Consider the following 24,259-nt stretch of genomic DNA (forward strand, 5'->3'; position numbering starts at 1 on the left):
CGCCAATGGGCCCTTAGGGCCCTGCCCACACTGTGACGGCCAATCATGCCCATGACTTTCCGCATCGACTTCCGCCCCATCGTTCAGGTTATCGGCCTCCTTCTGGTGGCGCTTGCCTTCTTCATGATGGTTCCGGCCGTGGTGGAAGCCCAGATGGCAGGCACCACGCCTTGGGAGTTTATCTTCTCATCTGCCTTTACCGGCTTTATCGGGCTGGCCCTTGTGCTGGCAACGCGGGATGACGAGCCAGTCAATCTGGACATCAAGCAGGCTTTCCTTCTAACCGCCACAACCTGGCTGGTGCTGCCCATCTTTGCGGCCCTGCCGCTTCTGGGGCTTGGCCTGCCTGAAGATGCCACGCATTCCTACACTGACGCGGTGTTCGAGACCGTCTCTGGGATCACCACCACCGGGTCCACGGTTCTGTCGGGGCTGGATACCATGCTGCCGGGCATCCTTTTGTGGCGGTCGCTCCTCAACTGGATCGGCGGCATCGGCATTGTGGTGATGGCCATCATCATGCTGCCGTTCCTGCGCATCGGCGGGATGCAGCTTTTCCGCACCGAAAGCAGTGACAAATCCGAAAAAATTGTGCCCAAGTCTGCCCAGCTGGTGAAATGGATCACCGGCGTTTATGTGGCACTGACCGCCCTTTGCGCTATCGCCTATTACCTGTCCGGCATGTCCATGTTCGACGCGGTCAACCACGCGCTCGCGACCCTGGCGACAGGCGGCTTCAGCACGCATGACAGCTCGTTTGCCGGCTTCGGCATGGGGGCACAGTGGGTTGGCATTCTTTTCATGCTGGCAGGCAGCATTCCCTTCATCGCCTACATCAAGTTCGCCCGGGGACGAAAGCACGCCTTCGCGCGCGACCCGCAGATCAAAGCCTTCCTGCGCTTCCTGGCCATTATCATCCTGGGTTCCACCTTCATGCTGATGGCCGACCGGGACTGGGACTTTTTCCATGCGCTGACCATGGCGGCCTTCAACATCGTCTCCATCGTCACCACAACGGGGTTCGCCTCCACCGACTATACACTGTGGGGCACAGGAGCGGTGGCCGGCTTCTTCCTGCTGACATTCGCAGGCGGCTGCGCCGGATCAACGTCGGGGGGAATCAAGGTTTACCGGTTTCAGGTTCTGTGGATCACGCTTCGCGAACAGCTGCTCAGGCTCAACAGCCCGAACCGGGTGGTGATCCTGAATTATCACGGTGCGCGCATGCCCACCGACCTGCCGCTGTCGGTGCTGGCGTTCCTGGCGGCCTTCTTTGCCTCCATCGCCATCGTCACGCTCATGCTGGCCATGATGGATATCGATTTTGTCACCGCGCTATCTGCCGCGACCACCGCCATCACGAACGTGGGGCCAGGCTTTGGCGACATCGTCGGCCCGTCGGGCAATTTCGCCAGCCTGCCGGACGCCGCCAAATGGCTGCTCAGTTTCGCCATGATCCTGGGCCGGCTGGAGGTCTTTACCCTGATCATGCTGTTCGACCCGCACTTCTGGCGGGACTAGGCACGGTTAGTCCGGCATTCCAGCCTTCTTCATCAGGTGCTTGGTAGCCAAGGTGGCCGTGTGGTCCAGAAGGCTGGTGTTACTGACCGTGCCGTGGCCTGGCACAACAATCGTTGCGCTTCCGTAATGATCCTTCGCAAGCGCCATCGCAGCACCCCAATTGCCAGGGTCGCCTTCCTTATAATAGCCAAGGTTGCGGGCAGAAGCCTCGCGGACCGCGCAGCCGCCGAACAAGAGCTTCTCGCGCCCCAGCCACACGATAAGATTATCGGTGGTATGTGCCGTGCCGGGGAACATGACCTCCAGCGGGCCGAGCTTTGTGGTGGCGCCCGCCTCGTCCGCAAGATCAAGCTCATACTCGGGCGGCACTTCGCCGCGGGCAATCATCAACTGGCGGGTCTTGCGCGACGCATAAAAGCGGATGCCGCGGGCTTTCATCACCTCTGCCCCCGCCGCGCGATCGGCGTGCGAATGGGTGGCCACCGCCATGGTGACCTTGAGCCCGATTGCGGCTTCGATTTCATCGAGGAGCGTAGCGGTCGCAGCCGCGCCCCAAGCGCTGTCCACCAGCACAAGATGGCCGCGGTCGCGCACGATCAGGCCGTTCGATGTGGCGCTGTAGCCGTTTTCGAACGTGTGGCTTGAGACATGCAGCCATACACCGTTCACGAGCGGGCGGATGCGCACGCCTTCATCTTCCGCGCGCCCCACCGGGGCGATAAGCATAAGGAACAGAAACAACACAAGCACGCGCACAGAGACCTCCTCGGACAAACATCGGCTGCCCATCCTTGTGGCATGGAATGACGGCGAAAAATGGACAAAGAAAAAGGCGCGCCGGGATCAGGTTCCTCTGGGCACGCCTTTTGCTGAGTCGGCCGAGTCGGGCCCGAGTCAGACCTTAATTCTTATCTGAAGTCTCGTCGGATGTCTCTTCAGGAACGCCTTCCGCCGCTGCGGCGTGGGCCGCGTGGGCCTCTTCCGGCGTGAAGTCATAGGTGGAATTGCAGAACTGGCAGTGCACGCTGATCTTGCCGTCCACCGTCATATGATCGATATCGTCGTCAGAAAACTGGCTGATCACGGTGATCAGGCGCTCGCGGCTGCAGCGGCAGGCGTGGACAAGGGCCACGCTGTCGAACACGCGCACGCCGTCTTCGTTATAGAGCCGGTAAAGCAGCTGATCGAGCGTCAGCTGCGGATCGAGAAGCTCTTCCGTCTTGACGCTGTGCATCAGAACGCTTGCCCGGTTCCATTCCTCGGCAGTGTTGCGCTCAAGAATACGCTCTTGGCCGGTTTCACCCCGCGCCAGATGCTGCACCATGATGCCGCCCGCGCGCCAATAGTTGGTCACCGGGTCATGATCACACCGCAGGCGAATTTCCGTGGGCGTCTGCTCGCTGTTCTGGAAATAGTTGCGCGCCACTTCCGACAGCGTCTCGCCCTTCAGCTCAACAATACCCTGGTAGCGGTCCATGTCCTCGCCCTGGTCGATGGTGAGCGCCAGATAACCGTTCTTGGACCCAATCAGGCCGTGGAAGCTTGGGTTCTTGCCATATTGGGCCATGGTCTCTGCGTTAATGTCCGCGTAGCCGCGCAGGCGGCCAACCCCGTCTTCCTTGAGCTCATAATCCGCAACCATCATCGGCACCGGGCCGCCGGATTTGGTCTGGATTGTGACAATGCCATTAAATTTGAGCATGGAACCAAGCATGGCGGTGAGCGTGAGCAGTTCGCCCAAAATCTTCGCCACAGGTTCCGGATAGTCGTGCGCCTTCAGGATCTGGTCCACCACCGTGCCAAGCCGCACGGCGCGGCCGCGCACGTCCATGCCTTCAATGGCAAAGGGGCGGATTTCATTGTCCCGGCTGCCTGCCGGGTCTTTGACAACGATCGGGGTTTCGCTCATGGGACCGCTTTCCAAACTCAACTAAAAGGCCAAAGGGCCCCTTGGGGCCCGTTTCCCGGCGCTTTTATATCTTTCCGAGGCACCAGGCAAGGATTGCCTTTTGGGCATGCAGGCGGTTTTCCGCCTCGTCCCACACCACGCTTTGGGGGCCGTCCATCACATTGTTGGTCACTTCTTCGCCGCGGTGGGCGGGCAGGCAGTGCAGGAACACGGCGTCATCCGCCGCCTTTTCCATCAGCGCCCGGTTGACCTGGAAGGGCTCCAGCGCACGCACGCGGCTGCCTGTGCGGTCATCGCCCATCGACACCCAGGTGTCTGTGAACACGGCGTCAGCATCCCACACGGCGGCCTCGGCTTCCGTCACCACATGGATGTCGCCGCCCTCAACTTCTGCCCATTCAAGCACATCGTCATAGGGCGCAAAGTTTTCCGGGCAGCCCAGCATCAGCGTGAAGTCGAACTTCACCGCCGCTTCGATGAGCGACGTGGCCACATTGTTGCCGTCGCCTACCCAGGCAAGCTTCTTGCCCTTGATGGGGCCCAGACGCTCCTCAATCGTCATGATATCAGCCATGATCTGGCACGGGTGCGACCGGTCCGTGAGCGCGTTGATCACCGGCACATCACCCTCTTCCGCAAGCTCGATGACCGCTTCATGGGTGTTGGCGCGGATCATGATAGCGTCCACATAGCGGCTGACCACGCGGGCGGTATCGCCGATGGTTTCGCCGCGCCCGAGCTGCATACTGCCGCCCTGCAGCACAACGGCCTTGCCGCCCAGCTGGTGCATGGCCATCTCGAAGCTGATGCGCGTGCGGGTGGAGGACTTCTCGAAAATCATGGCAAGCGCATGGCCCGCGAGCGGCGCGCCTTCATCCACCGCACCCTTGGGGAGATGACGTCGTGCCTCTTTCCATTCCTTGGCCGTATCGAGGATATGCCGAAGCGTCTCCGCCGGGATATCCTTCAGGTCAATGAAGTGGCTGTTGGGTGTGCTCGTCATCTCACTGTTTCCTCTTCACTAAGATACAGGGTTACTCGTTGGCTATTTGCCCGGCAGGCCGTTGGCCCGCCAGTCGTTCATGGCCGCGTCCAGCTTGTCCATGGCCTCATCCAGATGCTCGTCTTCGATAATCAGCGGCGGCAGCATGCGCATAACCATGTCGCCCGCCACAGCCGGCAGCATGCCCCGGCCAATCATGTCCACCACCGCATCGCGGGTTGGCACCTCCGGCAGGCGGATACCGGCCATCAGGCCCATGCCACGCACTTCGGAAATATAGTCGCCGTGGCGCTGCTGCAGGGCGCCCAGCCGCGCCTGAAGCTTGTCGCCCATGTCGCGCACGCGCTCGAGGAAGCCCGGGGCCAGCATTTCGTCCAGCACCGCGTTGCCGACAGCCATCGCCAGCGGGTTGCCGCCATAAGTGCTGCCGTGGGTGCCGACCGTCATGCCCGAAGCGGCTTCTTCAGTCGCCAGGCAGGCGCCCAGCGGGAAGCCGCCGCCGATGCCCTTTGCGGCTGTCACGATATCCGGCTTGATGTCAGACCATTCGTGGGCGAACAGCTTGCCCGTCCGGCCCATGCCGCACTGGATTTCATCAAACACCAGCAGAAGGCCGTGCTCATCACACAGGGCGCGGAGCGCCTGCATCTGCTCTTTGGGGATCGGGCGGATGCCGCCTTCGCCCTGCACGGGCTCAACCATGATGCCGCCGGTCTCTGGCCCGATGGCGGCCTGCACGGCTTCAATGTCGCCAAAGGGCACCACATCAAAGCCGTCCGGCAGGGGCTCGAACCCCTTCGTCAGCTTTTCCTGGCCCGCGGCGGCAATGCCCGCCAGCGTGCGGCCATGGAAGGCGTTCGACATGGTCACAAGGCGGTATTTGCCCTTGTTGCCTTTGTCATAATGATACTTGCGCACCATCTTGATGGCGCATTCGATTGCCTCAGCGCCCGAGTTGGTGAAGAAAACAGTGTCAGCGAAGGAGGCCGCGCACAGGCGCTCGGCCAGCTTGGTGCCAAGCGGGATTTCATAAGTATTGGCCGTGTGCCATAGCTTTGCGCCCTGCTCGGCAAGCGCTTTCACAAGAGTGGGGTGGCTGTGCCCCAGGCACATCACGCCGATGCCGGAATAGAAATCCAGATATTTCTTGCCGTCGGTGTCATATAGATACATGCCTTCGCCGCGCTCGAAAGCGACAGGAATACGGGCGTAGGTTGGCATCAATGGGCTAATCACGTCTTCTCTCCATCCGGCCTCTTGTGAGGCTCTGTTTGGGTGATATGGCAGGGCTATATAAATGCGTTGAGCCGAGCCCTTATCCGGCCCGGCTTTTCAGGGTTCAGAGGATGCCCCTACGGCACGACCAAGTCAATGGCCGCCCACCGCAGGAAACACGAAAAAAACTGGGCTATCCGGGAAGTTCTGTTGAATTGGGGGAAGAGGGGATTACAGACATGCCTAGTAGTTCCGGCACAGAGGTTTACGGTGATGAGATCTGCAATATCTAACCGGCTGCTAAATAAATTGCTGCGGAAGCGCGTGACACAATCCATAAACTCGCAGAACCAATAAGAACCGAGCGCTGCCATTTATACATTTTGATACTAGCCGCGTTCGCATTCTCTTTTTTCCGACCCCTATCGCTACACGAAGGACTATCAAAAGCGTCCCCAGGATTTTTACCAGCGGCTCTTTCGGCTGCGTTAGAGTGTATTAGAGAGGATTGGCGGAACACCTCGATTTCTGAATGCTTTGCTTTGATTCCGCATATACCTGCGGCTAGGAATGCTCCCCACACCGCAATTTCGAGACCTACAAAGACAATATGTCGGGGGTTTTCGAAAGATGATATGGCGATGCTCTAGAGAGCGAAAGGCAGTGAAAGCATGTAATACGATAGCTGCTTACGGGACTCCTTAAAAGCCTGCCTACTTTCGTCACGCAACAATACATGACGCTTTTCATACTCATCGCTCATAATATGTCCTTTATTGCAAGGCCACACCCACATCCGTCTGGCTGAAATCATCACCGACGAACAAGAGCGGTACAGCCATGCTTTTTGCCGTGGCGTAGGCAAAACAGTCGCCGAAGTTCAGCGATGCCGGATGCCGCCCCTTGCCCCAGGCCAGGAAAGCTTCCTGCACGCCTTTGGCGATAGCGCCGTCGACATTGGCAATCTCCATCCCAATGGCCTCCAGCGTGTCGTTCAGCTCATCAGCCAAGCCTCTCGCGGCAGCCACGATCATCAGCTCAGACAAGGTACCCGCCGACATGCAGAGGTCATTGTCTGACAAACACCGGATAATCTCGTCCGCCCTCGGCTCACTCAGCAACACAGCCATAATCGCGGAGGTATCGACAACAATCACGAAGGCATCCCCGTGTCGTCATAGAGGAAGTCGGCGGCGTGGGCGGCATCCGCACCCTGGGCCTGTTTGTCCCTAGCCCGCAAGGCGATCGCCATCAACGCCTCCCGCTTTTCGGCAGCTGTCTTTGGTGCGATAAGGGGTTTGATTTCCGCCACAGGCCGTCCGTGCCTAGTCAATACCACGTGTTCCCCTGTTTCGGCGGCTTTAATAAGGCCGGAAAGCTTGCCCTTAGCTTCGTGAATAGCGATTTCCATATAACACTCCTTTGTGGACCATAATATAGTCCAAATTTGAAATGTCAAGATTATGGACCATAATGTGGTCCAAACTCCTTCCTCAAGCGGTAGAAAAAAGGGGACCCGACAGATGTCGGCTCCCCTGTTCGGGAAGGGTTACCCGCATGGGAAAGCATTGCGGGTAACCCTTCCCTCAGTCTCTTGGTCCGCCCTTAGAAGCGGGTGCGGAACTTCACACCGATGGTGCGAGGCTCGTTGGTGCGGAACGCCAGACGGGCGCGGCCGCCACGCTCTCGGTCGAACGACAGGTTGGCGTTTTCATCAAACACATTGTTGATGTAGGCCACAACGTCCCAGCGCTCCATCTCTACACCGAACGACAGGTTCATGGTCTGGTAGCTGTCGAGCTCCAGATCAAGAACCGTGGTGTCCGCGCCCGATGCACCACCGAACGGCAGGCCGGATGTGAAGCTGCCTGCGCCTGCTTCCTGGTCAGACGGCTGCGTGAAGATGCTGCCGCGATGCTGGAAGGTGGCGGAGAAATAGGCTTCCGCGCCGTTTGCGATGAAATCAGCAGGGAAGAAGTAAGTGGCCGTGGTGCCAAACTGAAACTTCGGCACGGATGGCAAACGGTTGCCGTCGCGCACGCCGCCCAGAACCGCGTTAGTGCTGTCAGTCACGGTCGAATCAAACTCCGATTCGATCAGGCTGCCCGCGAAAGTGAACTCGAAGTTGTCGGTTGGACGTGCCTTGAACTCTGCCTCAACGCCCATGGTGTGGGCTTTCGGCACGTTAAAGCTGATCCGCGACGAACAGGAGCCCGCGTCCAGCGTGACCTGCAGGTTCGAGATATCGGTATAGAAGGCAGCGGCGTTGAAGGACACCTTGCGCTTATTCACCTTGATGCCTGCTTCATAGTTCCACAGCGTTTCGTCTTCATAGTTCTGGAAGCCGCCGAAGATCTCCAGGTCAGATGCGTTACAGAGCGCTGTATTGAGCGGGTCATTCACGCCGCCCAGACGGAAGCCCTTGGACACCTGCGCGTTCACTGTGACGTCGTCAGAAACGTCATAGCGTGCCAGCACCCGCGGCGTGAAGCCGTTGGCGGATGTCTCATCAAGCTGGTCAACAACACCGTTACCGAACAGGCCAACCTGGGTGACATAGCGCTCTTCGCTATAGTCATAATAGCGCCCACCGGCTGTCAGTTGCAGGCGGTCTGTGATGTCGTAGGTCATCTCACCAAAGAGGGAGATCTGCTCGATCGAGTATGGCAGTTCGCTGTAGAATGGCGAATCAACTGGGCCAACACCCATGGACGTCGCAGCAGCCGTACCCGCGCCCAGAACGGCGTCTGTGAAACCGTCATAGCCCGGCGTTGGCAGGAACTGTTTATAGAAGCGGTCGGTGTCGGAATAGAAGGCACCCACAACCCACTGCAGCGGGCCGTCACCGTTTGACGACAGGCGCAGCTCCTGGGTGAAGCTTTCCACCTTGGTGGTGTCACGCAGGTTCGATGGCAGCATCACAGCTTCGGTTGGGTAGCCAAGGTCAACCGACACACTGCCGGTCAGCGCAGACGCATCGCGGGACACCAGGATATCGCGGTCGGTGTAGCTGGTCACGGACGTGATATCGACACTGTCCAGGCTGATCTCAAGCGTGGCGTCGGCGATCATGGTCTGGTCTTCGAACGCTTCGTCCAGGAGCAGGAACTGCTGGCGCTCATCAAACGATACAGGCTCGCGGCCACCGGCCACGGATGCATCAGTGAACGGGTTGGCATAGAGGTTGAACACTTCCTGCCGGTTGAAACCGTTCATGTCGATTTCCTGATACACCACGCGCGGCGTGAAGGTCACGCTGTCGGATGGTTGGAACGTCAGGGCAAAACGGCCGCCGGTGCGGTTGCCGCTGTTGACGTCTTTGTCAATTGAGCCGCCTTCGCGGATGGCATCGATAAAGCCGCCATATTCCGTGTGGTAGGCCACAGCGCGCACAGCGATAGTGTCGGAAAGCGGCACGTTGATCATGCCCTTCAGGCTGCCGCCAGTGCCGCCACCCTTGACGGTATTGAGGTCAGCTTCAAAGCTGCCTGCGATGCCGTCGAAGCTTGGCTGGTTGGTGATGTAACGGATGGTGCCGCCGATGGAACCGGACCCGAAAAGTGTGCCCTGTGGGCCACGCAGCGTTTCAACGCGGTTCAGGTCATAAAGGTCAAGGTCTGGCGTAAAGAGCGAGAGCGAGATGACGGATTCGTCCAGGTAAACGCCGACTTGCTCTTTCACGCCCGGCTGGTCGCGCACGATCTGGCCGGCAGATACGCCGCGGATGGCAACCTGGCTCTGGCCCGGCCCCAGGTTCTGGATCTGGAGGCCGGCAACGTTACGCGCCAGGTCTTCCAGATTGCTCGCGCCTGTGCGCTTGATGTCGGTCTCGCTCATGGCGTTGATCGAGAAAGGCACATCCTGGATGGAGGACGCGCGCTTGGTTGCCGTCACAACGATTTCTTCAAAGGTGAAATCGCTGTCTTGTGCGATTGCCGTGCCCGCGGACGCGCCCACAAGCGCGGCAACAGAGGAGCTCAGCAACAGTGTTTTCTTGGATATCATAAAGAATACCTCCCTGGTTCGGCACTTTGCGCCGATGTTTTTTTAAGCAATCGGCGGGCACCCATCTGCCCGCTGACACTCTCTATGACGAAGAGCGGAAGTGTTTTAGGAATAAAATAGTTAATAAAATCGAACGATTGGACGATTAATGTAAAAACCCCCGGAAAACCGGGGTTTGCTTACAACTATAGCAATAGTTTATCTACAGAATGGTTGATAGGGAGATGTTCCCTTCAATTGCTCTCTTCGGACATCAATATTCACTGTCCCCAAATATGCTTTGAGCTTGGAATAACCGTCATCAAAGCCACCCAATGGCGTTGACAAAAACTCTATATATGAAGGGATATCTTCTGGAACCAGCAGGTTCATATCCAACATATCCAACTGTGCTAAAACTTCATTCGAGACCGAGTTTTCTTCTTGATCTTCACGATCCTCAAAATCATACGCACGGTTCTGATAGTGCTGCCCCGCCCAAGCATGCACTTCCTCAGCAGACAAGGTGCCTTCGGCCCACCTTTCAAGAACTTCTTTGATATTAGCTCTCGAAATTATCTGCGTCATTCGAATCCAACATATTGACCGATCAATAGAAACTCGCCGTTTTACGCCTTCAGGCGGTAGCCGGTTTTGAACACGCGGTAGACCCACAGAACAAGTACGGTGTTGAGCACCAGCGTATAGATAATGCCGGTCATGAGGTCACTGTCGGCCCGGTCGATAAAGCCGTAGCGCACGCCGTCGATCATATAGAAGAAAGGGTTGATCTGGCTGAAGACCTGCCAGCCAGTCGAGAGGCGCTCGATCGAATAGAAGGTGCCTGACAGAAGGCTGAGCGGCGCGATCACAAAGTTGGTGATGGCCGCCGAATGGTCGAACTTTTCCGCCCACACACCGGTGAGCACGCCGATGAGCGACAGCATGATGCTGGCCGCCAGCGCGAAATAGACCACCGCCCAGATGTGGGCAATTTCCATGGTCACGCCGGGCATGGCCCAGAAAGCAGTGCCCACGGAAAGCCCCACCAGAAGCCCGCGTGTAACCCCGCCCGCGACAAAACCGATAGTGAGCTCAAGCGCGCTCAAGGGTGGCATCAGCGTGTCGACAATATTGCCCTGCACCTTTGCGATCAGGATCGAGCTTGAGGTGTTGGCGAAGGCATTCTGCAGGATCGCCATCACAATCAGGCCCGGCGCCAGGAACTGGCCGTAGGGCATATCCGCCACCATGCGGCCGCGGCCGCCAAGCGCCAGCGTGAAAATGACCATGAACAGGATGGTGGTAACCGCCGGTGCCGCCAGCGTCTGCGCCCATACTTTCATGAAGCGGCGCGATTCGCGCATATAGAGCGTCCATAGGCCCACCCAGTTGACAGCCCCGATGGTCCGGCTCCCCAGTTCCGGGTAGCTTTCGTTGGCGTCGTCTGGCGTGATACTGGATGTGGTCGATTCCATGGGCTGACTCCGTAAAAAATTGCGGGCCTCACCATATGGTGTCGTTTGTCCCCTTGGCAAGAGGGGTCGTTGGGCGATATAAGCTTTAGGGAATCGGGTGACTCGGGAGTCACCGGCACCCAAAAAAGAAATACAGGGAAAAGACCATGGCATGGACGGATGAGCGGATCGACAAGCTCAAGAAACTTTGGGACGATGGCCTGAGCGCCAGCCAGATCGCGAAGGAACTGGGCGAGGGTGTGACCCGCAACGCCGTGATCGGCAAGGCCCACCGCCTTGGCCTGAAATCGCGCCCATCTCCTGTGAAGGCCGACAAGGACAAGAAGAAAGCCGCGCCCAAGAAGGTCGCAAAAAAGGCTGATAAACAGTTAGTTACGCTTCTGGACCTGACGGACCGCATGTGCAAGTGGCCGATTGGCCACCCCGGGGACACGGACTTCCATTTCTGCGGCAAGCAGGCCGAGGCGGGCATGCCTTACTGTGCTGGCCACTGCGCTGAAGCCTATCAGGCACAGCCGCCGCGCCGCGACAAGCGCCAGCAGCCACCGCGCACCATTCTATAGAACGCGCGCGCTGCTCAAACGGGCAGAAAACCGAATCAGAATTTGCGACTCGCAGGTGGGCACCCTGCGGGTCTTTTATTTTGGGGCCGCGTCGCACCGATCACAAAATCGCGATTGGGAAGGCGCTTGCCCTTAATCGCGGCTTGGGTAATGCTTGGCCAGAGAACACCCGGTGCGTCATCACCGCTCAAGATCAACAGGGAGAGATACATGACCAAAAAGCTTCTGGTAGGCACTGTTGCTGCAGCGCTTATGCTGGGTGCAGCCGTCCCAGCCACTGCACACGGCGAAGGCAAGCGCTTCAAGGAATCGAAAGTGCGCCACGATATCATGGAAGTGTTCGGCAAGGGCTTTGGCAAGATCAGCAAGATCATGAAGGGCGAGGAAGGCACGCCTGCCGAACTGCCGACCATTGCGAAAAAGATGGCCGAAGCGTCTACCAAGACCAAGGCGTCCTTTGAAAAGGACACTCGCGGCATGGAAGGCTTTACCGAAGCCAAGGACGAGATCTGGGACAATTGGGAAGATTTCGCCGACCGCCTCGACAAGATGGAAGTTGACGCCCAGGCTTTCGCAGCCGCCACGGAGACCGGCGACATGGCGCAGATCGGCCCGGCCATGAAGCAGCTCGGATCAAACTGCAAAAGCTGCCACGACAAATATAAAGCCGACCTGGACTAGGTTGGTCAGTTTAACCGACACAGAAAGGGTGCCCTCCGGCGCCCTTTTTTATTGGCCGTTTCTGTTCCTAGCCCAGAATGGCGAACCAGAGGGTGGCCGCCACGGGGACCAAAACCCCAAGCGCCAGCCAGGGTGACGCCATCCTTGGCGCTTTCTTCGCTTCCGCCTTGGTGCCGGTGATCATGGCGCGCAGGATGCCCGCCTTCTTGATCAGCGTATAGTAAAGCACCACCAGCACGTGGAAAGTGGCAAGGCCGATCAGCACCAGACCGAGTTGCTTGTGCAGCCGCGTCAGCGTCCCCGCCCAACTGCCTGCCTCACCGTTCAACGGGCCGGAGAAGAACATGTCATCGGTGGCGAAAAGCCCCATCACCGCCTGCGCCAACAATAGGAGAAGCATTGCAACGACGCTGAGCGCCCCCAGCGGGTTATGCCCGGCGCATTTCGCAGTGTCGCCATGCCTCAAGTATCCCATGATGGCCTTGGGGCCTCGCACGAAGCTGCTGAACCGGGCGCTTTCAGAGCCCACAAGCCCCCACAGGATGCGCCAGACCATCAGGATCAGGATCGTCACGCCCGCATAGGTGTGCATATCGGCATAGATGCCGAATTTGTCCTGAAACGCCGAATAAGCCGCCATGACAAACGCAACGACCAGCGTCCAATGGAAAAGTCTGATGGCAATGTCCCAGATTTTCATAAGCCCTCCTTATGCGGATGCCAGCGTGCGAGCCGCATTCAGAATTTCATCCACGCCCGGCAGCCATACGGCTTCCGCCTTGCGGCCATAGGGCACCGGCACGTCCGGCGGTGTGACCGAAACCGGCGCCGCCGTCAGGCTGGAGAAGGCGCTTCTTGCCACGAAGGCCGTCAGCTGATCGGCGAACCCGCCAAAGGCTGCATCTTCCGCCGCAACCAACAGCCGCCCTGTCTTTTTCACGCTCGCCAGAATCATGGCTTCATCAAGCGGCTTGATGGTGCGCGGGTCGATAATCTCGACGCTGATACCCTCTGCCGCGAGCGTGTCGGCTGCCTCCACAGCCTTGTGCACGAAGGCAGAGACCGCCACAACGGTCAGGTCTGTGCCCTCACGCATCAGGCGCCCCTTGCCGATCGGCACAGGCGGTAGCTCGTCCGGAACATCCTCAGCAAAATCATAAAGGCCCTTGTGTTCCATGATCACGGTTGGGCCCTTGGCCTTGACCGCAGACTTCAGAAGCCCTGCCGCATCCGCAGGTGTGCTGGGGCATACGACGGTCAGCCCCGCGACGGATGCCAGCATGCCGAAGGTGGACTGGCTGTGCATGGCGCCTGAGCCGTCCCCCGCGCCCATGGTGGTGCGGATGGTGAGCGGAAGATCAAACCGCCCATTAGAGAGAAAGCGCGCCTTCGCCGCCTGGTTCATGATCTGGTCAAAGCAGACGCCCATGAAATCACAGAACATTACCTCGACAATCGGCTTCAAGCCGGTCATGGCCGCACCCGTGGCCATACCGACAAAGGCGGTCTCCGATATGGGCGTGTCGATCACCCGGCCTTCGCCGAATTTGGCTGCGAGACCGCTGGTCACCCCGAACACGCCGCCGAGCTCAAGCCCGCCGTCAACCCCGCTGCCGCCGCGGATGTCTTCACCGATCACCAGCGACCGCTCGTCTGCAGCCATGATGTCATGGTGGGCGCGGTTCAGCGCTTCGGAAATGCTCATGCGGGTCATGACTGTGCCTCCTTGATATAGGCATCAAGAGCCGTGTCGCTGACATCGGGCGCCGCGATGGCTTTATCAATAACGGCACAGGCCCGTTCATGGGCGCGGTGCTTCATGTCCTCAACGAGCCCTGAAGGCACATCGCGGTTCAAAATCATCGCCTCCAGCCGCTGCAGCGGGTCAGCCGCCTGGCTGTCTGCGGCCCGGTATTTTTCCTCATCCCCATGATAGTGGCCGGACAGGCGCGGCACGCTGGCCTCAAGGAAGGCGGGCGAACCGGATGTGCGCACCCAGCTTACAAGCCGTTCAGCCGTCTTGGCGGATTCAACCGGGTCCGTGCCGTCTACATGATCGGCGGCAAGGCCAAAGGCGCGCGCGCGCCCCAATAGGCTTGTGCCGCCCGCCGAATAACTGGAGGCAGTGGACTGGCCAAAGCCATTGTTTTCGCACACAAACAAAATGGGAAGCTTGAGCACAACAGCCAGATTGAGCGATTCCATCACCGCGCCCTGGTTGGCCGCCCCGTCACCAAAATAGCTGACGGCGATACCGCCGGTCTCAAGCGTTTTGGCGCTGAGCGCGGCACCAAGTGCGAGCGGCACCTGCCCGCCAACAATGCCGTTTGACCCCAGAAAACCGCTTTCGGGCGCGATCAGATGCTGCGTGCCCCCAAGCCCACGCGAAAGCCCGCCTTCGCGGCCAAGGATTTCACATGCCAGCGCCTGCGGGTCTACCCCGAGTGAAAGCGCGATGCCGTGGCTGCGGTGCGAGCCGGTCACCTGGTCTTTCTTGGGGTCCAGCGCGGATGCGACCGCAAGTTCAAGTATCTCTGCCCCGTTTGAAAGGTGCACCAGCCCCGGCACCTCGCCCGCGTCCGCCGCAGCCGCCAGCGCGCCTTCGAACGCCCGAATGAAATGGGCCTTTTCAAACAGCGATGTCAGGTCTTCAAGTTCCATAAACGGTCCGTATACCATACGCTTCCCTACCCGGGGTTTAGCGAAATTTGTCGGCCTTAACCACAGTTTTACCCATGTCCTGCATTAAATAGGTGTAATTTTGTCAGAAATGCGCAATAAGGCGCTGTAAATCTGTTGACTCCTTAGCCAGACATGCCCATATGTGTGTCAATTCAGAGTAAATTGGTAAGAATTTACCGATATGGTTTGAACTGGCGCCCCGCAACGGGGTGAGAGAGCAAGGACAAGACAGTGATCCGGCTAACCAATCTAGCAGACTATGCCGTCGTGTTAATGTGCGAAATGTCGCATGCCGACGCGCGCCTCAGCGCGCAAGACCTTTCAGGTGCCACCAGCATCCCGGCGCCCACTGTTGCCAAAATCCTGAATGCCCTTGGCAAGGCCGGGCTTCTTGCGTCGCATCGCGGGCTCAAGGGCGGTTTCTCATTGTCAAAACCCGCGGATGAGATTTCTGTCGCTGACATTATCGAAGCCATCGATGGCCCGATTTCGCTGACGCACTGCGCCGAAACGGGCTCAAGCGACTGCAGCTTCGATGATATCTGCCACATGCGCCCGCGCTGGCAATTGATCAACAATGCAGTCCGCGGCGCGCTTGAGGACGTAAAGCTCTCTGCACTCGCAGGCCCCGAAGGCACTTTTGACCTGGCCTCGCGCTTCGAGCAGAAGGCACAGGCCGACAAGAAGGCCGCAACGGCCTGAGGCCACTGAAACGAAGCGCCAAGCGAGTCGTCAGTTTATTGAGTATGGATAACGTAAGGAGCCGCCACCATGGCCGGAACCGCTGAAGCCCAAAAACAAGTCCAGGACGTTACGGGCGAGTATAAATACGGGTTTGTCACCGATATCGATATGGATATGGCACCCAAAGGCCTGTCCGAAGACGTCATCCGTTTCATTTCCGCCAAAAAGGAAGAGCCGGAGTGGATGCTGGAATGGCGCCTGAAGGCTTACCATGCCTGGCTGAAGATGGATGAGCCAGACTGGGCCAAGGTGAACTACCCACCGATCGACTATAACGACAGCTATTATTTCGCCGCCCCGAAGAAGAAAGACGGGCCGAAGAGCCTGGATGAAGTAGACCCGGAGCTGCTGGCGACCTACGAGAAGCTGGGCATCCCGATCCGCGAGCAGGAAGTGCTGGCGGGCGTTGAGGGCGCGGCCAAGGTTGCTGTGGACGCCGTGTTCGACAGCGTGTCTGTTGCCACCACCTTCCGCGAGGAACTGAAGAAAGCCGGCGTGATCTTCATGTCGATTTCCGAAGCCATCCGCGAATATCCGGACATGGTGAAGAAATATATGGCGAGCGTGGTGCCTGTGCGCGACAATTATTTCGCCGCCCTCAACTGCGCTGTCTTCACCGACGGTACGTTTGTTTACATCCCCAAGGGCGTGCGCTGCCCGATGGAGCTCTCGACCTATTTCCGCATCAATGCGGAAAACACCGGCCAGTTCGAACGCACGCTGATCGTGGCCGACGAGGGCTCGTATGTATCCTATCTTGAGGGCTGTACCGCGCCGATGCGGGACGAGAACCAGCTGCACGCCGCCGTGGTTGAGCTGATCGCCATGGACGACGCCGAAATTAAATATTCCACTGTCCAGAACTGGTATCCGGGCGACAAGGAAGGCAAGGGCGGCATCTATAATTTCGTGACCAAGCGGGCACTCTGCAAAGGCAAGAACTCGAAAGTCAGCTGGACCCAGGTTGAGACCGGCTCCGCCGTCACCTGGAAATACCCCAGCTGTGTGCTGGCAGGCGACGGGTCTGTGGGCGAGTTCTACTCGGTTGCCGTCACCAACAATTACCAGCAGGCCGACACCGGCACCAAGATGATCCACCAGGGCAAGAACACCCGCTCGACGATCATCTCGAAGGGTATATCGGCGGGCAAGAGCCAGAACACCTACCGCGGCCTCGTGAAAGTGATGTCAGGGGCCGATAATGTGCGCAACTATACCCAGTGCGACTCGCTTCTGGTGTCATCCGAATGCGGCGCGCACACCGTGCCCTATATCGAAGTGAAGAACCCGTCCGCCACGATCGAGCATGAGGCGACAACCTCAAAGATTTCGGAAGACCAGCTTTTCTATTGCCGCGCGCGCGGCCTGGATGAAGAAGAAGCGGTCGCCATGATCGTGAACGGTTTCTGTAAGGAAGTAATGCAGCACCTGCCCATGGAATTTGCCGTGGAAGCCCAGAAGCTTCTTGGCATCTCCCTTGAAGGCAGCGTTGGCTAAAGTGGATAGATAAAGATGCTTAAGATCAAAGACCTCCATGTAACCATCGCCGACAAGGAAATCCTGAAGGGCGTTTCCCTTGAGATCAAGGCCGGTGAAACCCACGCCATCATGGGCCTCAACGGCGCCGGCAAATCCACGCTCGCCAACACCATCGCGGGCCGCGACGATTATGAAATCACCTCTGGCTCCATTGAGTTCATGGGCAAGAACATGCTGGAAATGGATCCGCACGAGCGTGTGGCCGCCGGCCTGTTCCTGGGTTTCCAGTATCCGGTGGAAATCCCTGGCGTGTCGAACCTGAATTTCCTGCGTACTGCCCTCAATAGCGTGCGCAAGCAGAATGGCCAGGATGATATGTCTGCGGCGGACTTCATGAAGCTCGTACGCGAGAAAGCCAAGCTCCTGGGCATGGACCCGGACATGCTGAAGCGCTTTGTCAACGTGGGCTTCTCAGGCGGCGAGAAAAAGCGGAACGAGATGGTGCAGATGGCCGTTCTCGACCCCAAGCTCGCCGTACTGGATGAGACCGACAGTGGCCTTGATATCGATGCGCTCAAAACCGTGGCGGAAGGCATCAATGTGCAGCGCCGCGAAGACACGGCAGTGCTTCTGATCACTCACTATCAGCGCCTGCTTGATTACGTGCAGCCCGACCATGTGCATGTGATGATCGACGGCAGGATCGTGAAATCGGGCGGCAAGGAACTGGCGCTTGAGCTTGAAGAAAAAGGCTATGCGGACGTGGCCTAGGCCACACCGTACACAGCCATCCACAAATGGGTTAGGGACCATTTATGAATGACGCGGTAACAAAAAGCTACCAAGACCAAGCCGAAAGCCTGAAGGGCTCGATCGCGGGCATGGACGGTGCGCGCGCCCAGGCAATGAGTGACTTCGTCGCCCACGGTTTCCCGACAGCCCGGTCGGAAGACTGGCGCTACAGCGACTTGCGTGACCTGCGCGGCAAGGCCTTCGCGCCCGCCACCCACGCAGGCGAAAAACCCACGATCCCGGAAGCCTTCGGTGAAACGGCGGCGCGCTTCGTGTTCGTGAATGGCCGCTTCAGCGAAAGCCGGTCCGACATGGGTGACCTGTGGCAGGCAGCATCCGTGCGGCCGCTGGCGAACCATTTCATGGCCAACCCGGACCGGGCGAACGAACTGGTGCGCGGCCGCGACGGTGTCTCGCAGCTGAATACCGCGCTTGCCAAAGACGGCATGGTGATTGCGATCCCCGCAGGCGTGGAGATCGACGACCCGGTTGAGATCATCCATATCATGACAAATACGGCAGACCGCGCCGCCCATACCCGCCATATCATTGAGCTGGGTGAAGGCGCGAGCGCCCATATTGTTGAGCGCTTCATCGGCGACGACGGCGCATATTGGACCAACAGCATCCTGCAGGGGCGCGTGGCTGAGGGCGCGAAGCTGAGCCACACCCGGCTGCAGGAAGAAGGCGCGGCTGCCATCCACACCGGCAAGGTGTTTGCGGGCGTAGGCGCGGGCGGCCAGTATCACGCCTGTAACCTGTCGCTTGGCGGCAAGGTTGCGCGGTTTGAGGCGCATGTGCGCCTGATGTCTGACGAAAGCCGGGCCACGGTGGACGGTGTGGCCCTTGCGGCCACCGGCCAAAGCCATGACACGCTGACGCACATCAGCCACACCATGCCGCACACCACCAGCGACCAGATTTTCCGCACGGTGGCCGACAGCCGCGGCAAGACCAGTTTCCAGGGCAAAGTGACTGTAAACAAAGACGCGCAGAAGGTGGAAGCCGACCAGAGCTTCAAGGCGCTGGTGTTCGACCGCACGGCGGAAGCAAACGCCAAGCCCGAGCTTGAAATTTTCGCCGACGATGTCAAATGCAGCCATGGCGCCACGGTGGGTGACCTGGACGCGAAAGCGATCTTTTACCTGACCAGCCGCGGCATCGACCCGGTGACCGCGCGCCAGATGCTGGTGGAAGCCTTCGCAGCCTCCGCGCTTGAGCGCATAGAAAACGAGCCCGTGCGCGACGCCCTGATGGCGCGTGTGGGCGACTGGATGACGGCGCGCGCGGACAAGCCCGTCCCTGAGAGCAAGTAAAGAGTAAAGCGATGATTGAGGCAGCACCGATAATTCAAGGCCTGGATGTGGCGAAAGTCCGCAAGGATTTCCCGATCCTCAGTGAAACCGTCTACGGCAAGCCGCTGACGTTCCTGGATACTGCTGCGTCGGCCCAGAAGCCGCGCGTTGTGATCGAGGCGGAAAAAGAGCTCTATGAGCATTATTATGCCAACATCCACCGCGGCGTTTACAAGTTCAGCCAGGATGCGACCGAGGCTTACGAGGCCACGCGCGAAACGGTGAAGGATTTCATCGGTGCGGCCAAGTCCAAGGAATGCATCTTCGTGCGCGGCGCGACCGAAGGCATCAACCTTGTGGCCCAAGCCTGGGGCCGGACGTTCTTAAGCGAAGGCGATGAGATCATCCTTTCGGAGATGGAGCACCATTCCAACATCGTGCCGTGGCAGATGATCGCCGAAGAGCGAGGCGCGAAGATCCGCGTGATCCCGGTTCATGACGACGGCTCGCTGGATATGGACGCCTACAAGGGCTTGCTCTCAGGCCGCACCAAGATGGTCGCGGTGGCGCATATCTCCAACTCCATCGGGGTCGTGAACCCGGTCAAGGACATCATCCGCATGGCGCACGACGCGGGCGCCGTGACGCTGATTGACGGCTGCCAGGCCGCCCCGCACCTCAAAATCGACGTGCAAGACCTTGACGCTGATTTCTACGCCTTCTCCGCCCACAAGGCCTACGGCCCCACCGGCATCGGCGTGATTTACGGCAAGGAAGACCTGCTGGACAAAATGCCGCCATGGCAGGGCGGCGGGGACATGATCTCCACCGTCACGTTTGAAAAAACCACCTTCAACGACCTGCCGCACAAGTTCGAGGCAGGCACGCCCAACATTGCAGGCGGCATCGCCATGAAGCATGCGCTGGATTACATCACCGCACTTGGGTATGAGAACATCCACGCGCACGAGCAGGCGCTGCTGGAATACGCGACACGCGAGCTTGGCGCCTTCAACAGCCTGCGCATCATTGGCACGGCAGCGGAGAAGGGCGCGCTCATCAGCTTCACCATGGAGCACGCGCACCCGCACGATATCGGCACCATCCTGGACCGCCAGGGTATCGCCGTGCGCGCCGGCCACCACTGCGCCCAGCCGATCATGGACCGCTTCGGCGTGCCGGGCACCGTGCGCGCCAGCTTCGGCATCTATAACGACACATCAGACGTGGACCGCCTGGTTGCGGGCCTTAAAAAAGTAACGGACATCTTTGGATGATGGATACAGATAAAGAACGCGATATCATGGACCTTTCAAGCCCTGCTGCGGGCGCTGAAGTGCCGGATGAGAACCAGCCGAAAGCGGCGGTTGAGCGCCCGACTGTGAGCCCACAGGAAGGCGGCTATTTCCTCAACAAGTTCCTGGAGCAGGACCGCAATGAGGAAACGGCTGAGGACGCAAGCACGCCTGCAAAGGCTGGCGGCACCCCGCCTGCGTCAAAAGACGAGCTTGAAGCGCGCATTGTTGAAGCGCTCCGTGAAATCTATGACCCGGAAATCCCGGTCAATATCTATGAGATGGGCCTGATTTACGGCATCGACATCGATGACGACTGGAACGTCAAGGTGACCATGACGCTCACGACCCCCCACTGCCCTGTGGCCGAAAGCATGCCCGGCGAGGTGGAGCTGAAGGTGAACAGCGTTGAAGGCGTGAACGGCACCGAAGTGTCGCTGGTGTGGGAACCGGCATGGGATATGTCCAACATGTCAGACGAGGCCCGGCTTGAACTGGGGCTTCTTTAAGCCCACATTCGCTATAGGAGAAAATGATGGCAGTAATCCAGATTACAGACCGCGCCGCAGAGCATATCAAGGCGATCCTGGCGAAAAACGAAAGCGCCGTGGGCATCAAGCTGGGCACCAGCACCCATGGCTGCTCGGGGCTTGGATACACGGTCGATTATGTCGAGGAACCGGTGGACGACTTTGAGCTTGTCGAAGACAAGGGCGTGAAGGTGTTTGTGGACAGGAAATCACTTCTGTTTCTGCTGGGCACCGAAATGGACTGGGAAGACAGCATGTTTTCAACCGGCTTCAAATTCACCAACCCGAACGAGAAGGGCCGCTGCGGCTGCGGCGAAAGCTTCCACGTTTAGAAGAGCCAATGCCGCTCTACCTATCCATTTTATTTGGCGGATATTTCATGTTAGTGGGTAAATAAAGTTCAACTTTGCAGTATAGGCTCAAGCAAGAAATTTATGAACCACCGTCACATATTCAGGATGACATACTTTCAAAATATACCAATATTCCTTCGTGATGGATTTGTTGGCTCAAAAAATCATATGCCACTTCAAAGGTGTTTTCAGACCTCTTACGCCAACATTGTACAGAGAAGAAATTCAACAGATTTTTTCACCCCATGCAATAGTTCCGTGAATGATTTTGTCCCATTTTATTTCTCACCTCTAACGAAGATGGCCTATACTATTCATGCTGGAAACGTGCACCTGGTTAATCCCAACGGACTTGATTTAGGTATCGCCAACATGCAGGACCTTGTCTTTCTTGTCTGTGACGTCACCAAAATTGCAGCCAACAATCTACACTTTTGGTTTTCTGACGTAGCCTGCAACACACTCTCGCAAATACCCAAATATGATAATGATCTAAACAACCTTGATGCACATGTAGACTGGCACGTCTTTGACGAACAACCAATCCGAGCTTCCATCCCACAAATTGGTTACCCTGGCGTGTGCCAATGGCAACACGACACAGACTCTCGGCCAAACCGGGCATCGAAAAGAATGGCAGAATTTCTCGTTAAAGATGTTTTGCCATTGGAAGTCCTGGAGTGTATCGTTGTAAAGAGGGACGAGATCAAAATCCAAATTGAGAACTGGCTGTCTGAATCCGATATAAACATACCGGTTTATACGAACACTGGATGCTATTATTAAATGCCCATCATCTACAAAAAAGGGAATATGTTTGACGATCCGTCTGAGGCGATCGTGAACACCGTTAACTGTGTAGGTGTAATGGGTAAGGGTGTTGCCTTAGAATTCAAACGTCGCTGGCCTGAAAATTTTAAAGCCTATAAAAAATTGTGCGATCAAAAGCAGCTCTCCCCTGGCCATATGTTCATTTACGACAATGGCGGTATGCTCGTCGAAAGCGGTCCTAGGTATTTGATCAACTTTCCAACCAAGCAACATTGGCGGGCTAAGTCGAAAATGTCCTATATCAGTGAGGGTTTAGACGACTTTGTTATCCAAGTCCAAAAGCTAGGTATTAAGTCTGTTGCAGTCCCACCTCTTGGATGTGGCAACGGAGGACTTCCTTGGAACGATGTCCGCAAAGTCATTGAATCAAAACTAGCCGGTATTGACGGTGTTGATTTCGTTGTCTATGCGCCCAAAAATCACTTTAGTTCTCCCGAATACGAGAATATTCCACCTAAGATGACATTGGCACGCGCAGCCTTAGTCAAGGCTGTGGGAGATTTCGAAGTATTCTTTGGTGGCCACTTAACACGCATAAGCCTTCAAAAGATTATTTACTTTCTTCAAGCTCTTGGAGTGCCATTTAATCTTAAATTCACTCGGAACACCCACGGTCCATATTCAGAGTCTTTGAATACAATATTGTCTGAGTTCGAACGCCTGAATTACATTAGTGGTTTCTCCAAAGCGGAGGCAGAAATTCAAGCGACAAGAGCCGCTTACAGCCAAGCAGATGAATTTTTGTCGTCAGAACGAGATACATCCACTAATGAGATTATCCAAAAACTCGGGCTCTTAATTGAGGGCTATGAAAGCCCGTTTGGCATGGAGCTTTTAGCTAGCGTTCATTATCTCCACGAGGTTGAAGGCATTCATCGCAAAGCAGAGATTATCAGCGCGATTAAGTCGTGGAATGATCACAAAAGCAGAAACTTTACTGATGCTTCAATATCGACTGCCTTCTTAAGACTCAACGAAGACGGACTAATTCAAGCCCATTAGTAACAAACAACACCTCCCCCACTGCGACCATTTTACCCCCTGACAGATAGTTGAACGCACGTTAAGCTAACTCATTGATTTGTGGGCTAGTGGAGGCGCGTTCATGGGACGCCATAGAAAAAATTACCCCCTTGCACGGCTATGCGGGGCGGTGGGGCTTGTGGCATCGGCTTTGCCCGCGCAGGCGGAGGACGACTATAAGCTCGGGCAGGGCGTACGGTTTGACGACATTCATGTCTCTGGCTACCTGGTGGTGGAGGCCGAAGCGCCAAAGGGCGGCGACGCCGAATTGTTTGTCGATGACCTGGCGATTTTTGTGCAGGGCCGTTTCAACCGCTTCTTCAACCCCTTCTTCGAGGGGGAGGTCGCGGGCATGCCCGTGTTGAAGGAAAACCACGACCCCTTCACGGGCCGCACCGCCAAGCTGGTGCTGGAGCGCCTCTATAACGACACCTACCTGAAGGACAATCTTGTCCTCAGGCTCGGGAAAAGCCTGACGACGGTCGGCGAGTGGAACACCATCCACGCCGGGCCGTTGGTGCCCAACACCACACGCCCGCTGACGACACACCGCAGCTTTTCCGAATTCACAAGCGGCGCGTCCTTGATTTACACGCCGCGGGATGAGGCCTGGCCCACCGTGACAGCCTATTGGCAGCCCGACGGGGGGCTGGCGAAAGATATCGACGCGATCGAAGACCGCATCTTCCACAATATCAAGGGTGTGAACCTTTCCTGGACCAAGGATTTCGAGAACACCATCGGCCTGTCGTTCCAGACTGCGGATGTGACCGACAGTAGCGAGAGCCAGACGCTGATTGAACCGCCCCGGGATTGTCGGAGGCAGGTTGGTTTAAGTTAAGCGGCCATGGGGCGTTCGTCCAGCATGGCGTAGTAATTTC

General features: G+C 57.6%; 25 protein-coding genes. 13 read left to right on the forward strand and 12 right to left on the reverse strand.

The genetic code is table 11. The features are described from left to right. The first annotated feature begins 45 nt into the window (after nucleotides 1–45). Nucleotides 46–1,521 (forward strand): TrkH family potassium uptake protein, encoded by a 1,476-nt coding sequence (locus ACFO5Q_RS12330; RefSeq protein WP_082719930.1) that lies wholly within the window; start codon nucleotides 46–48, stop codon nucleotides 1,519–1,521. A gap of 6 nt (nucleotides 1,522–1,527) precedes the next feature. On the opposite strand, the gene bla is transcribed toward ACFO5Q_RS12330, so the two are convergent. The 9 genes from bla to ACFO5Q_RS12375 form a co-directional block, all read right to left on the reverse strand. Continuing rightward, complete coding sequence (gene bla, locus ACFO5Q_RS12335; protein ID WP_068149054.1) at nucleotides 1,528–2,277, reverse strand: subclass B1 metallo-beta-lactamase; 750 nt, start codon at nucleotides 2,275–2,277, stop codon at nucleotides 1,528–1,530. 145 nt (nucleotides 2,278–2,422) lie between these two features. Next, entirely contained in the window at nucleotides 2,423–3,430 is a 1,008-nt protein-coding gene (locus tag ACFO5Q_RS12340; RefSeq protein WP_068149056.1) for an Hsp33 family molecular chaperone HslO, read from the reverse strand. A 64-nt stretch (nucleotides 3,431–3,494) separates the two neighbouring features. Continuing rightward, a complete protein-coding gene (argF, locus tag ACFO5Q_RS12345) occupies nucleotides 3,495–4,433 on the reverse strand; it encodes an ornithine carbamoyltransferase (protein WP_068149057.1) in 939 nt (312 codons plus the stop codon). A 42-nt stretch (nucleotides 4,434–4,475) separates the two neighbouring features. After that, on the reverse strand, nucleotides 4,476–5,669 hold the full coding sequence (locus tag ACFO5Q_RS12350) for an aspartate aminotransferase family protein (RefSeq protein WP_068149060.1): 1,194 nt from the start codon (nucleotides 5,667–5,669) through the stop codon (nucleotides 4,476–4,478). A 752-nt stretch (nucleotides 5,670–6,421) separates the two neighbouring features. Then, nucleotides 6,422–6,805 carry a type II toxin-antitoxin system VapC family toxin gene (locus tag ACFO5Q_RS12355; protein ID WP_068149062.1) on the reverse strand — a complete coding sequence of 128 codons (384 nt, stop codon included), beginning with the start codon at nucleotides 6,803–6,805 and terminating at the stop codon, nucleotides 6,422–6,424. Further along, complete coding sequence (locus ACFO5Q_RS12360; RefSeq protein WP_068149064.1) at nucleotides 6,802–7,059, reverse strand: type II toxin-antitoxin system Phd/YefM family antitoxin; 258 nt, start codon at nucleotides 7,057–7,059, stop codon at nucleotides 6,802–6,804. Before ACFO5Q_RS12360 ends, ACFO5Q_RS12355 begins: the two co-directional genes overlap by 4 nt. A 194-nt stretch (nucleotides 7,060–7,253) precedes the next feature. Continuing rightward, entirely contained in the window at nucleotides 7,254–9,653 is a 2,400-nt protein-coding gene (locus ACFO5Q_RS12365; RefSeq protein ID WP_068149066.1) for a TonB-dependent receptor, read from the reverse strand. Between the two features lie 198 nt (nucleotides 9,654–9,851). Beyond that, a complete protein-coding gene (locus ACFO5Q_RS12370) occupies nucleotides 9,852–10,220 on the reverse strand; it encodes a hypothetical protein (RefSeq protein WP_068149070.1) in 369 nt (122 codons plus the stop codon). A gap of 41 nt (nucleotides 10,221–10,261) precedes the next feature. After that, the gene (locus ACFO5Q_RS12375; RefSeq protein ID WP_068149072.1) at nucleotides 10,262–11,110 is read right to left on the reverse strand and encodes an ABC transporter permease; all 849 of its coding nucleotides are present in this window, start codon (nucleotides 11,108–11,110) and stop codon (nucleotides 10,262–10,264) included. Nucleotides 11,111–11,256: 146 nt separating this feature from the next. Here ACFO5Q_RS12375 and ACFO5Q_RS12380 point away from each other — a divergent pair, with 146 nt between their 5' ends. Continuing rightward, nucleotides 11,257–11,673, forward strand: coding sequence for a GcrA family cell cycle regulator (locus ACFO5Q_RS12380; protein WP_068149074.1), 417 nt, complete (start codon nucleotides 11,257–11,259; stop codon nucleotides 11,671–11,673). Between the two features lie 210 nt (nucleotides 11,674–11,883). Further along, entirely contained in the window at nucleotides 11,884–12,354 is a 471-nt protein-coding gene (locus ACFO5Q_RS12385; RefSeq protein ID WP_068149077.1) for a c-type cytochrome, read from the forward strand. Nucleotides 12,355–12,421: 67 nt separating this feature from the next. On the opposite strand, the gene ACFO5Q_RS12390 is transcribed toward ACFO5Q_RS12385, so the two are convergent. The 3 genes from ACFO5Q_RS12390 to ACFO5Q_RS12400 are packed head-to-tail and all read right to left on the reverse strand — an operon-like array spanning nucleotide 12,422 to nucleotide 15,033. Then, nucleotides 12,422–13,054: a cytochrome b/b6 domain-containing protein gene (locus ACFO5Q_RS12390; RefSeq protein ID WP_068149082.1), complete on the reverse strand. Its 633-nt coding sequence runs from the start codon at nucleotides 13,052–13,054 to the stop codon at nucleotides 12,422–12,424. Nucleotides 13,055–13,063: 9 nt separating this feature from the next. Beyond that, nucleotides 13,064–14,068, reverse strand: coding sequence for an alpha-ketoacid dehydrogenase subunit beta (locus ACFO5Q_RS12395; RefSeq protein ID WP_068149086.1), 1,005 nt, complete (start codon nucleotides 14,066–14,068; stop codon nucleotides 13,064–13,066). Continuing rightward, on the reverse strand, nucleotides 14,065–15,033 hold the full coding sequence (locus ACFO5Q_RS12400) for a thiamine pyrophosphate-dependent dehydrogenase E1 component subunit alpha (protein WP_082719933.1): 969 nt from the start codon (nucleotides 15,031–15,033) through the stop codon (nucleotides 14,065–14,067). Before ACFO5Q_RS12400 ends, ACFO5Q_RS12395 begins: the two co-directional genes overlap by 4 nt. 234 nt (nucleotides 15,034–15,267) lie before the next feature. On the opposite strand from ACFO5Q_RS12400, the gene ACFO5Q_RS12405 reads away from it, so the two are divergent. The 10 genes from ACFO5Q_RS12405 (at nucleotide 15,268) to ACFO5Q_RS12450 (ending at nucleotide 24,219) form a co-directional block, all read left to right on the forward strand. Further along, entirely contained in the window at nucleotides 15,268–15,738 is a 471-nt protein-coding gene (locus tag ACFO5Q_RS12405; protein WP_197421154.1) for an SUF system Fe-S cluster assembly regulator, read from the forward strand. 69 nt (nucleotides 15,739–15,807) lie between these two features. After that, on the forward strand, nucleotides 15,808–17,277 hold the full coding sequence (gene sufB, locus ACFO5Q_RS12410; protein ID WP_068149098.1) for a Fe-S cluster assembly protein SufB: 1,470 nt from the start codon (nucleotides 15,808–15,810) through the stop codon (nucleotides 17,275–17,277). A gap of 15 nt (nucleotides 17,278–17,292) precedes the next feature. Beyond that, complete coding sequence (sufC, locus tag ACFO5Q_RS12415; protein ID WP_068149101.1) at nucleotides 17,293–18,030, forward strand: Fe-S cluster assembly ATPase SufC; 738 nt, start codon at nucleotides 17,293–17,295, stop codon at nucleotides 18,028–18,030. A 44-nt stretch (nucleotides 18,031–18,074) separates the two neighbouring features. Continuing rightward, nucleotides 18,075–19,367, forward strand: coding sequence for a Fe-S cluster assembly protein SufD (gene sufD, locus ACFO5Q_RS12420; RefSeq protein ID WP_068149105.1), 1,293 nt, complete (start codon nucleotides 18,075–18,077; stop codon nucleotides 19,365–19,367). Between the two features lie 11 nt (nucleotides 19,368–19,378). Further along, the gene (locus ACFO5Q_RS12425) at nucleotides 19,379–20,623 is read left to right on the forward strand and encodes a cysteine desulfurase (protein WP_068149109.1); all 1,245 of its coding nucleotides are present in this window, start codon (nucleotides 19,379–19,381) and stop codon (nucleotides 20,621–20,623) included. A 26-nt stretch (nucleotides 20,624–20,649) separates the two neighbouring features. Continuing rightward, nucleotides 20,650–21,150, forward strand: coding sequence for an SUF system Fe-S cluster assembly protein (locus ACFO5Q_RS12430; RefSeq protein WP_197421161.1), 501 nt, complete (start codon nucleotides 20,650–20,652; stop codon nucleotides 21,148–21,150). Nucleotides 21,151–21,176: 26 nt separating this feature from the next. Continuing rightward, nucleotides 21,177–21,503 carry a HesB/IscA family protein gene (locus ACFO5Q_RS12435; RefSeq protein WP_068149123.1) on the forward strand — a complete coding sequence of 109 codons (327 nt, stop codon included), beginning with the start codon at nucleotides 21,177–21,179 and terminating at the stop codon, nucleotides 21,501–21,503. A 126-nt stretch (nucleotides 21,504–21,629) separates the two neighbouring features. Next, nucleotides 21,630–22,310 carry a DUF4433 domain-containing protein gene (locus ACFO5Q_RS12440; RefSeq protein WP_231727275.1) on the forward strand — a complete coding sequence of 227 codons (681 nt, stop codon included), beginning with the start codon at nucleotides 21,630–21,632 and terminating at the stop codon, nucleotides 22,308–22,310. Continuing rightward, nucleotides 22,311–23,357, forward strand: coding sequence for a type II toxin-antitoxin system antitoxin DNA ADP-ribosyl glycohydrolase DarG (gene darG / locus ACFO5Q_RS12445; RefSeq protein WP_068149128.1), 1,047 nt, complete (start codon nucleotides 22,311–22,313; stop codon nucleotides 23,355–23,357). Between the two features lie 103 nt (nucleotides 23,358–23,460). Next, nucleotides 23,461–24,219 (forward strand): hypothetical protein, encoded by a 759-nt coding sequence (locus tag ACFO5Q_RS12450; RefSeq protein WP_156431986.1) that lies wholly within the window; start codon nucleotides 23,461–23,463, stop codon nucleotides 24,217–24,219. Nucleotides 24,220–24,259 lie beyond the last annotated feature (40 nt).

The organism is Kordiimonas lipolytica (genome assembly GCF_042651265.1).
Lineage (GTDB): Bacteria > Pseudomonadota > Alphaproteobacteria > Sphingomonadales > Kordiimonadaceae > Kordiimonas > Kordiimonas lipolytica.

Bases quoted from the DNA above. Each gene is read 5' to 3' on its own strand.
- sufD (WP_068149105.1), top strand. From the start codon at position 18,075: ATGAATGACGCGGTAACAAAAAGCTACCAAGACCAAGCCGAAAGCCTG.
- ACFO5Q_RS12390 (WP_068149082.1), bottom strand. From the start codon at position 13,054: ATGAAAATCTGGGACATTGCCATCAGACTTTTCCATTGGACGCTGGTC.
- ACFO5Q_RS12400 (WP_082719933.1), bottom strand. From the start codon at position 15,033: ATGGTATACGGACCGTTTATGGAACTTGAAGACCTGACATCGCTGTTT.
- ACFO5Q_RS12330 (WP_082719930.1), top strand. From the start codon at position 46: ATGCCCATGACTTTCCGCATCGACTTCCGCCCCATCGTTCAGGTTATC.
- ACFO5Q_RS12425 (WP_068149109.1), top strand. From the start codon at position 19,379: ATGATTGAGGCAGCACCGATAATTCAAGGCCTGGATGTGGCGAAAGTC.
- argF (WP_068149057.1), bottom strand. From the start codon at position 4,433: ATGACGAGCACACCCAACAGCCACTTCATTGACCTGAAGGATATCCCG.
- ACFO5Q_RS12395 (WP_068149086.1), bottom strand. From the start codon at position 14,068: ATGACCCGCATGAGCATTTCCGAAGCGCTGAACCGCGCCCACCATGAC.
- ACFO5Q_RS12360 (WP_068149064.1), bottom strand. From the start codon at position 7,059: ATGGAAATCGCTATTCACGAAGCTAAGGGCAAGCTTTCCGGCCTTATT.
- sufC (WP_068149101.1), top strand. From the start codon at position 17,293: ATGCTTAAGATCAAAGACCTCCATGTAACCATCGCCGACAAGGAAATC.
- darG (WP_068149128.1), top strand. From the start codon at position 22,311: ATGCCCATCATCTACAAAAAAGGGAATATGTTTGACGATCCGTCTGAG.
- ACFO5Q_RS12450 (WP_156431986.1), top strand. From the start codon at position 23,461: ATGGGACGCCATAGAAAAAATTACCCCCTTGCACGGCTATGCGGGGCG.
- ACFO5Q_RS12365 (WP_068149066.1), bottom strand. From the start codon at position 9,653: ATGATATCCAAGAAAACACTGTTGCTGAGCTCCTCTGTTGCCGCGCTT.
- ACFO5Q_RS12385 (WP_068149077.1), top strand. From the start codon at position 11,884: ATGACCAAAAAGCTTCTGGTAGGCACTGTTGCTGCAGCGCTTATGCTG.
- ACFO5Q_RS12370 (WP_068149070.1), bottom strand. From the start codon at position 10,220: ATGACGCAGATAATTTCGAGAGCTAATATCAAAGAAGTTCTTGAAAGG.
- ACFO5Q_RS12430 (WP_197421161.1), top strand. From the start codon at position 20,650: ATGGACCTTTCAAGCCCTGCTGCGGGCGCTGAAGTGCCGGATGAGAAC.
- ACFO5Q_RS12380 (WP_068149074.1), top strand. From the start codon at position 11,257: ATGGCATGGACGGATGAGCGGATCGACAAGCTCAAGAAACTTTGGGAC.
- ACFO5Q_RS12375 (WP_068149072.1), bottom strand. From the start codon at position 11,110: ATGGAATCGACCACATCCAGTATCACGCCAGACGACGCCAACGAAAGC.
- sufB (WP_068149098.1), top strand. From the start codon at position 15,808: ATGGCCGGAACCGCTGAAGCCCAAAAACAAGTCCAGGACGTTACGGGC.
- ACFO5Q_RS12440 (WP_231727275.1), top strand. From the start codon at position 21,630: ATGACATACTTTCAAAATATACCAATATTCCTTCGTGATGGATTTGTT.
- ACFO5Q_RS12435 (WP_068149123.1), top strand. From the start codon at position 21,177: ATGGCAGTAATCCAGATTACAGACCGCGCCGCAGAGCATATCAAGGCG.
- ACFO5Q_RS12340 (WP_068149056.1), bottom strand. From the start codon at position 3,430: ATGAGCGAAACCCCGATCGTTGTCAAAGACCCGGCAGGCAGCCGGGAC.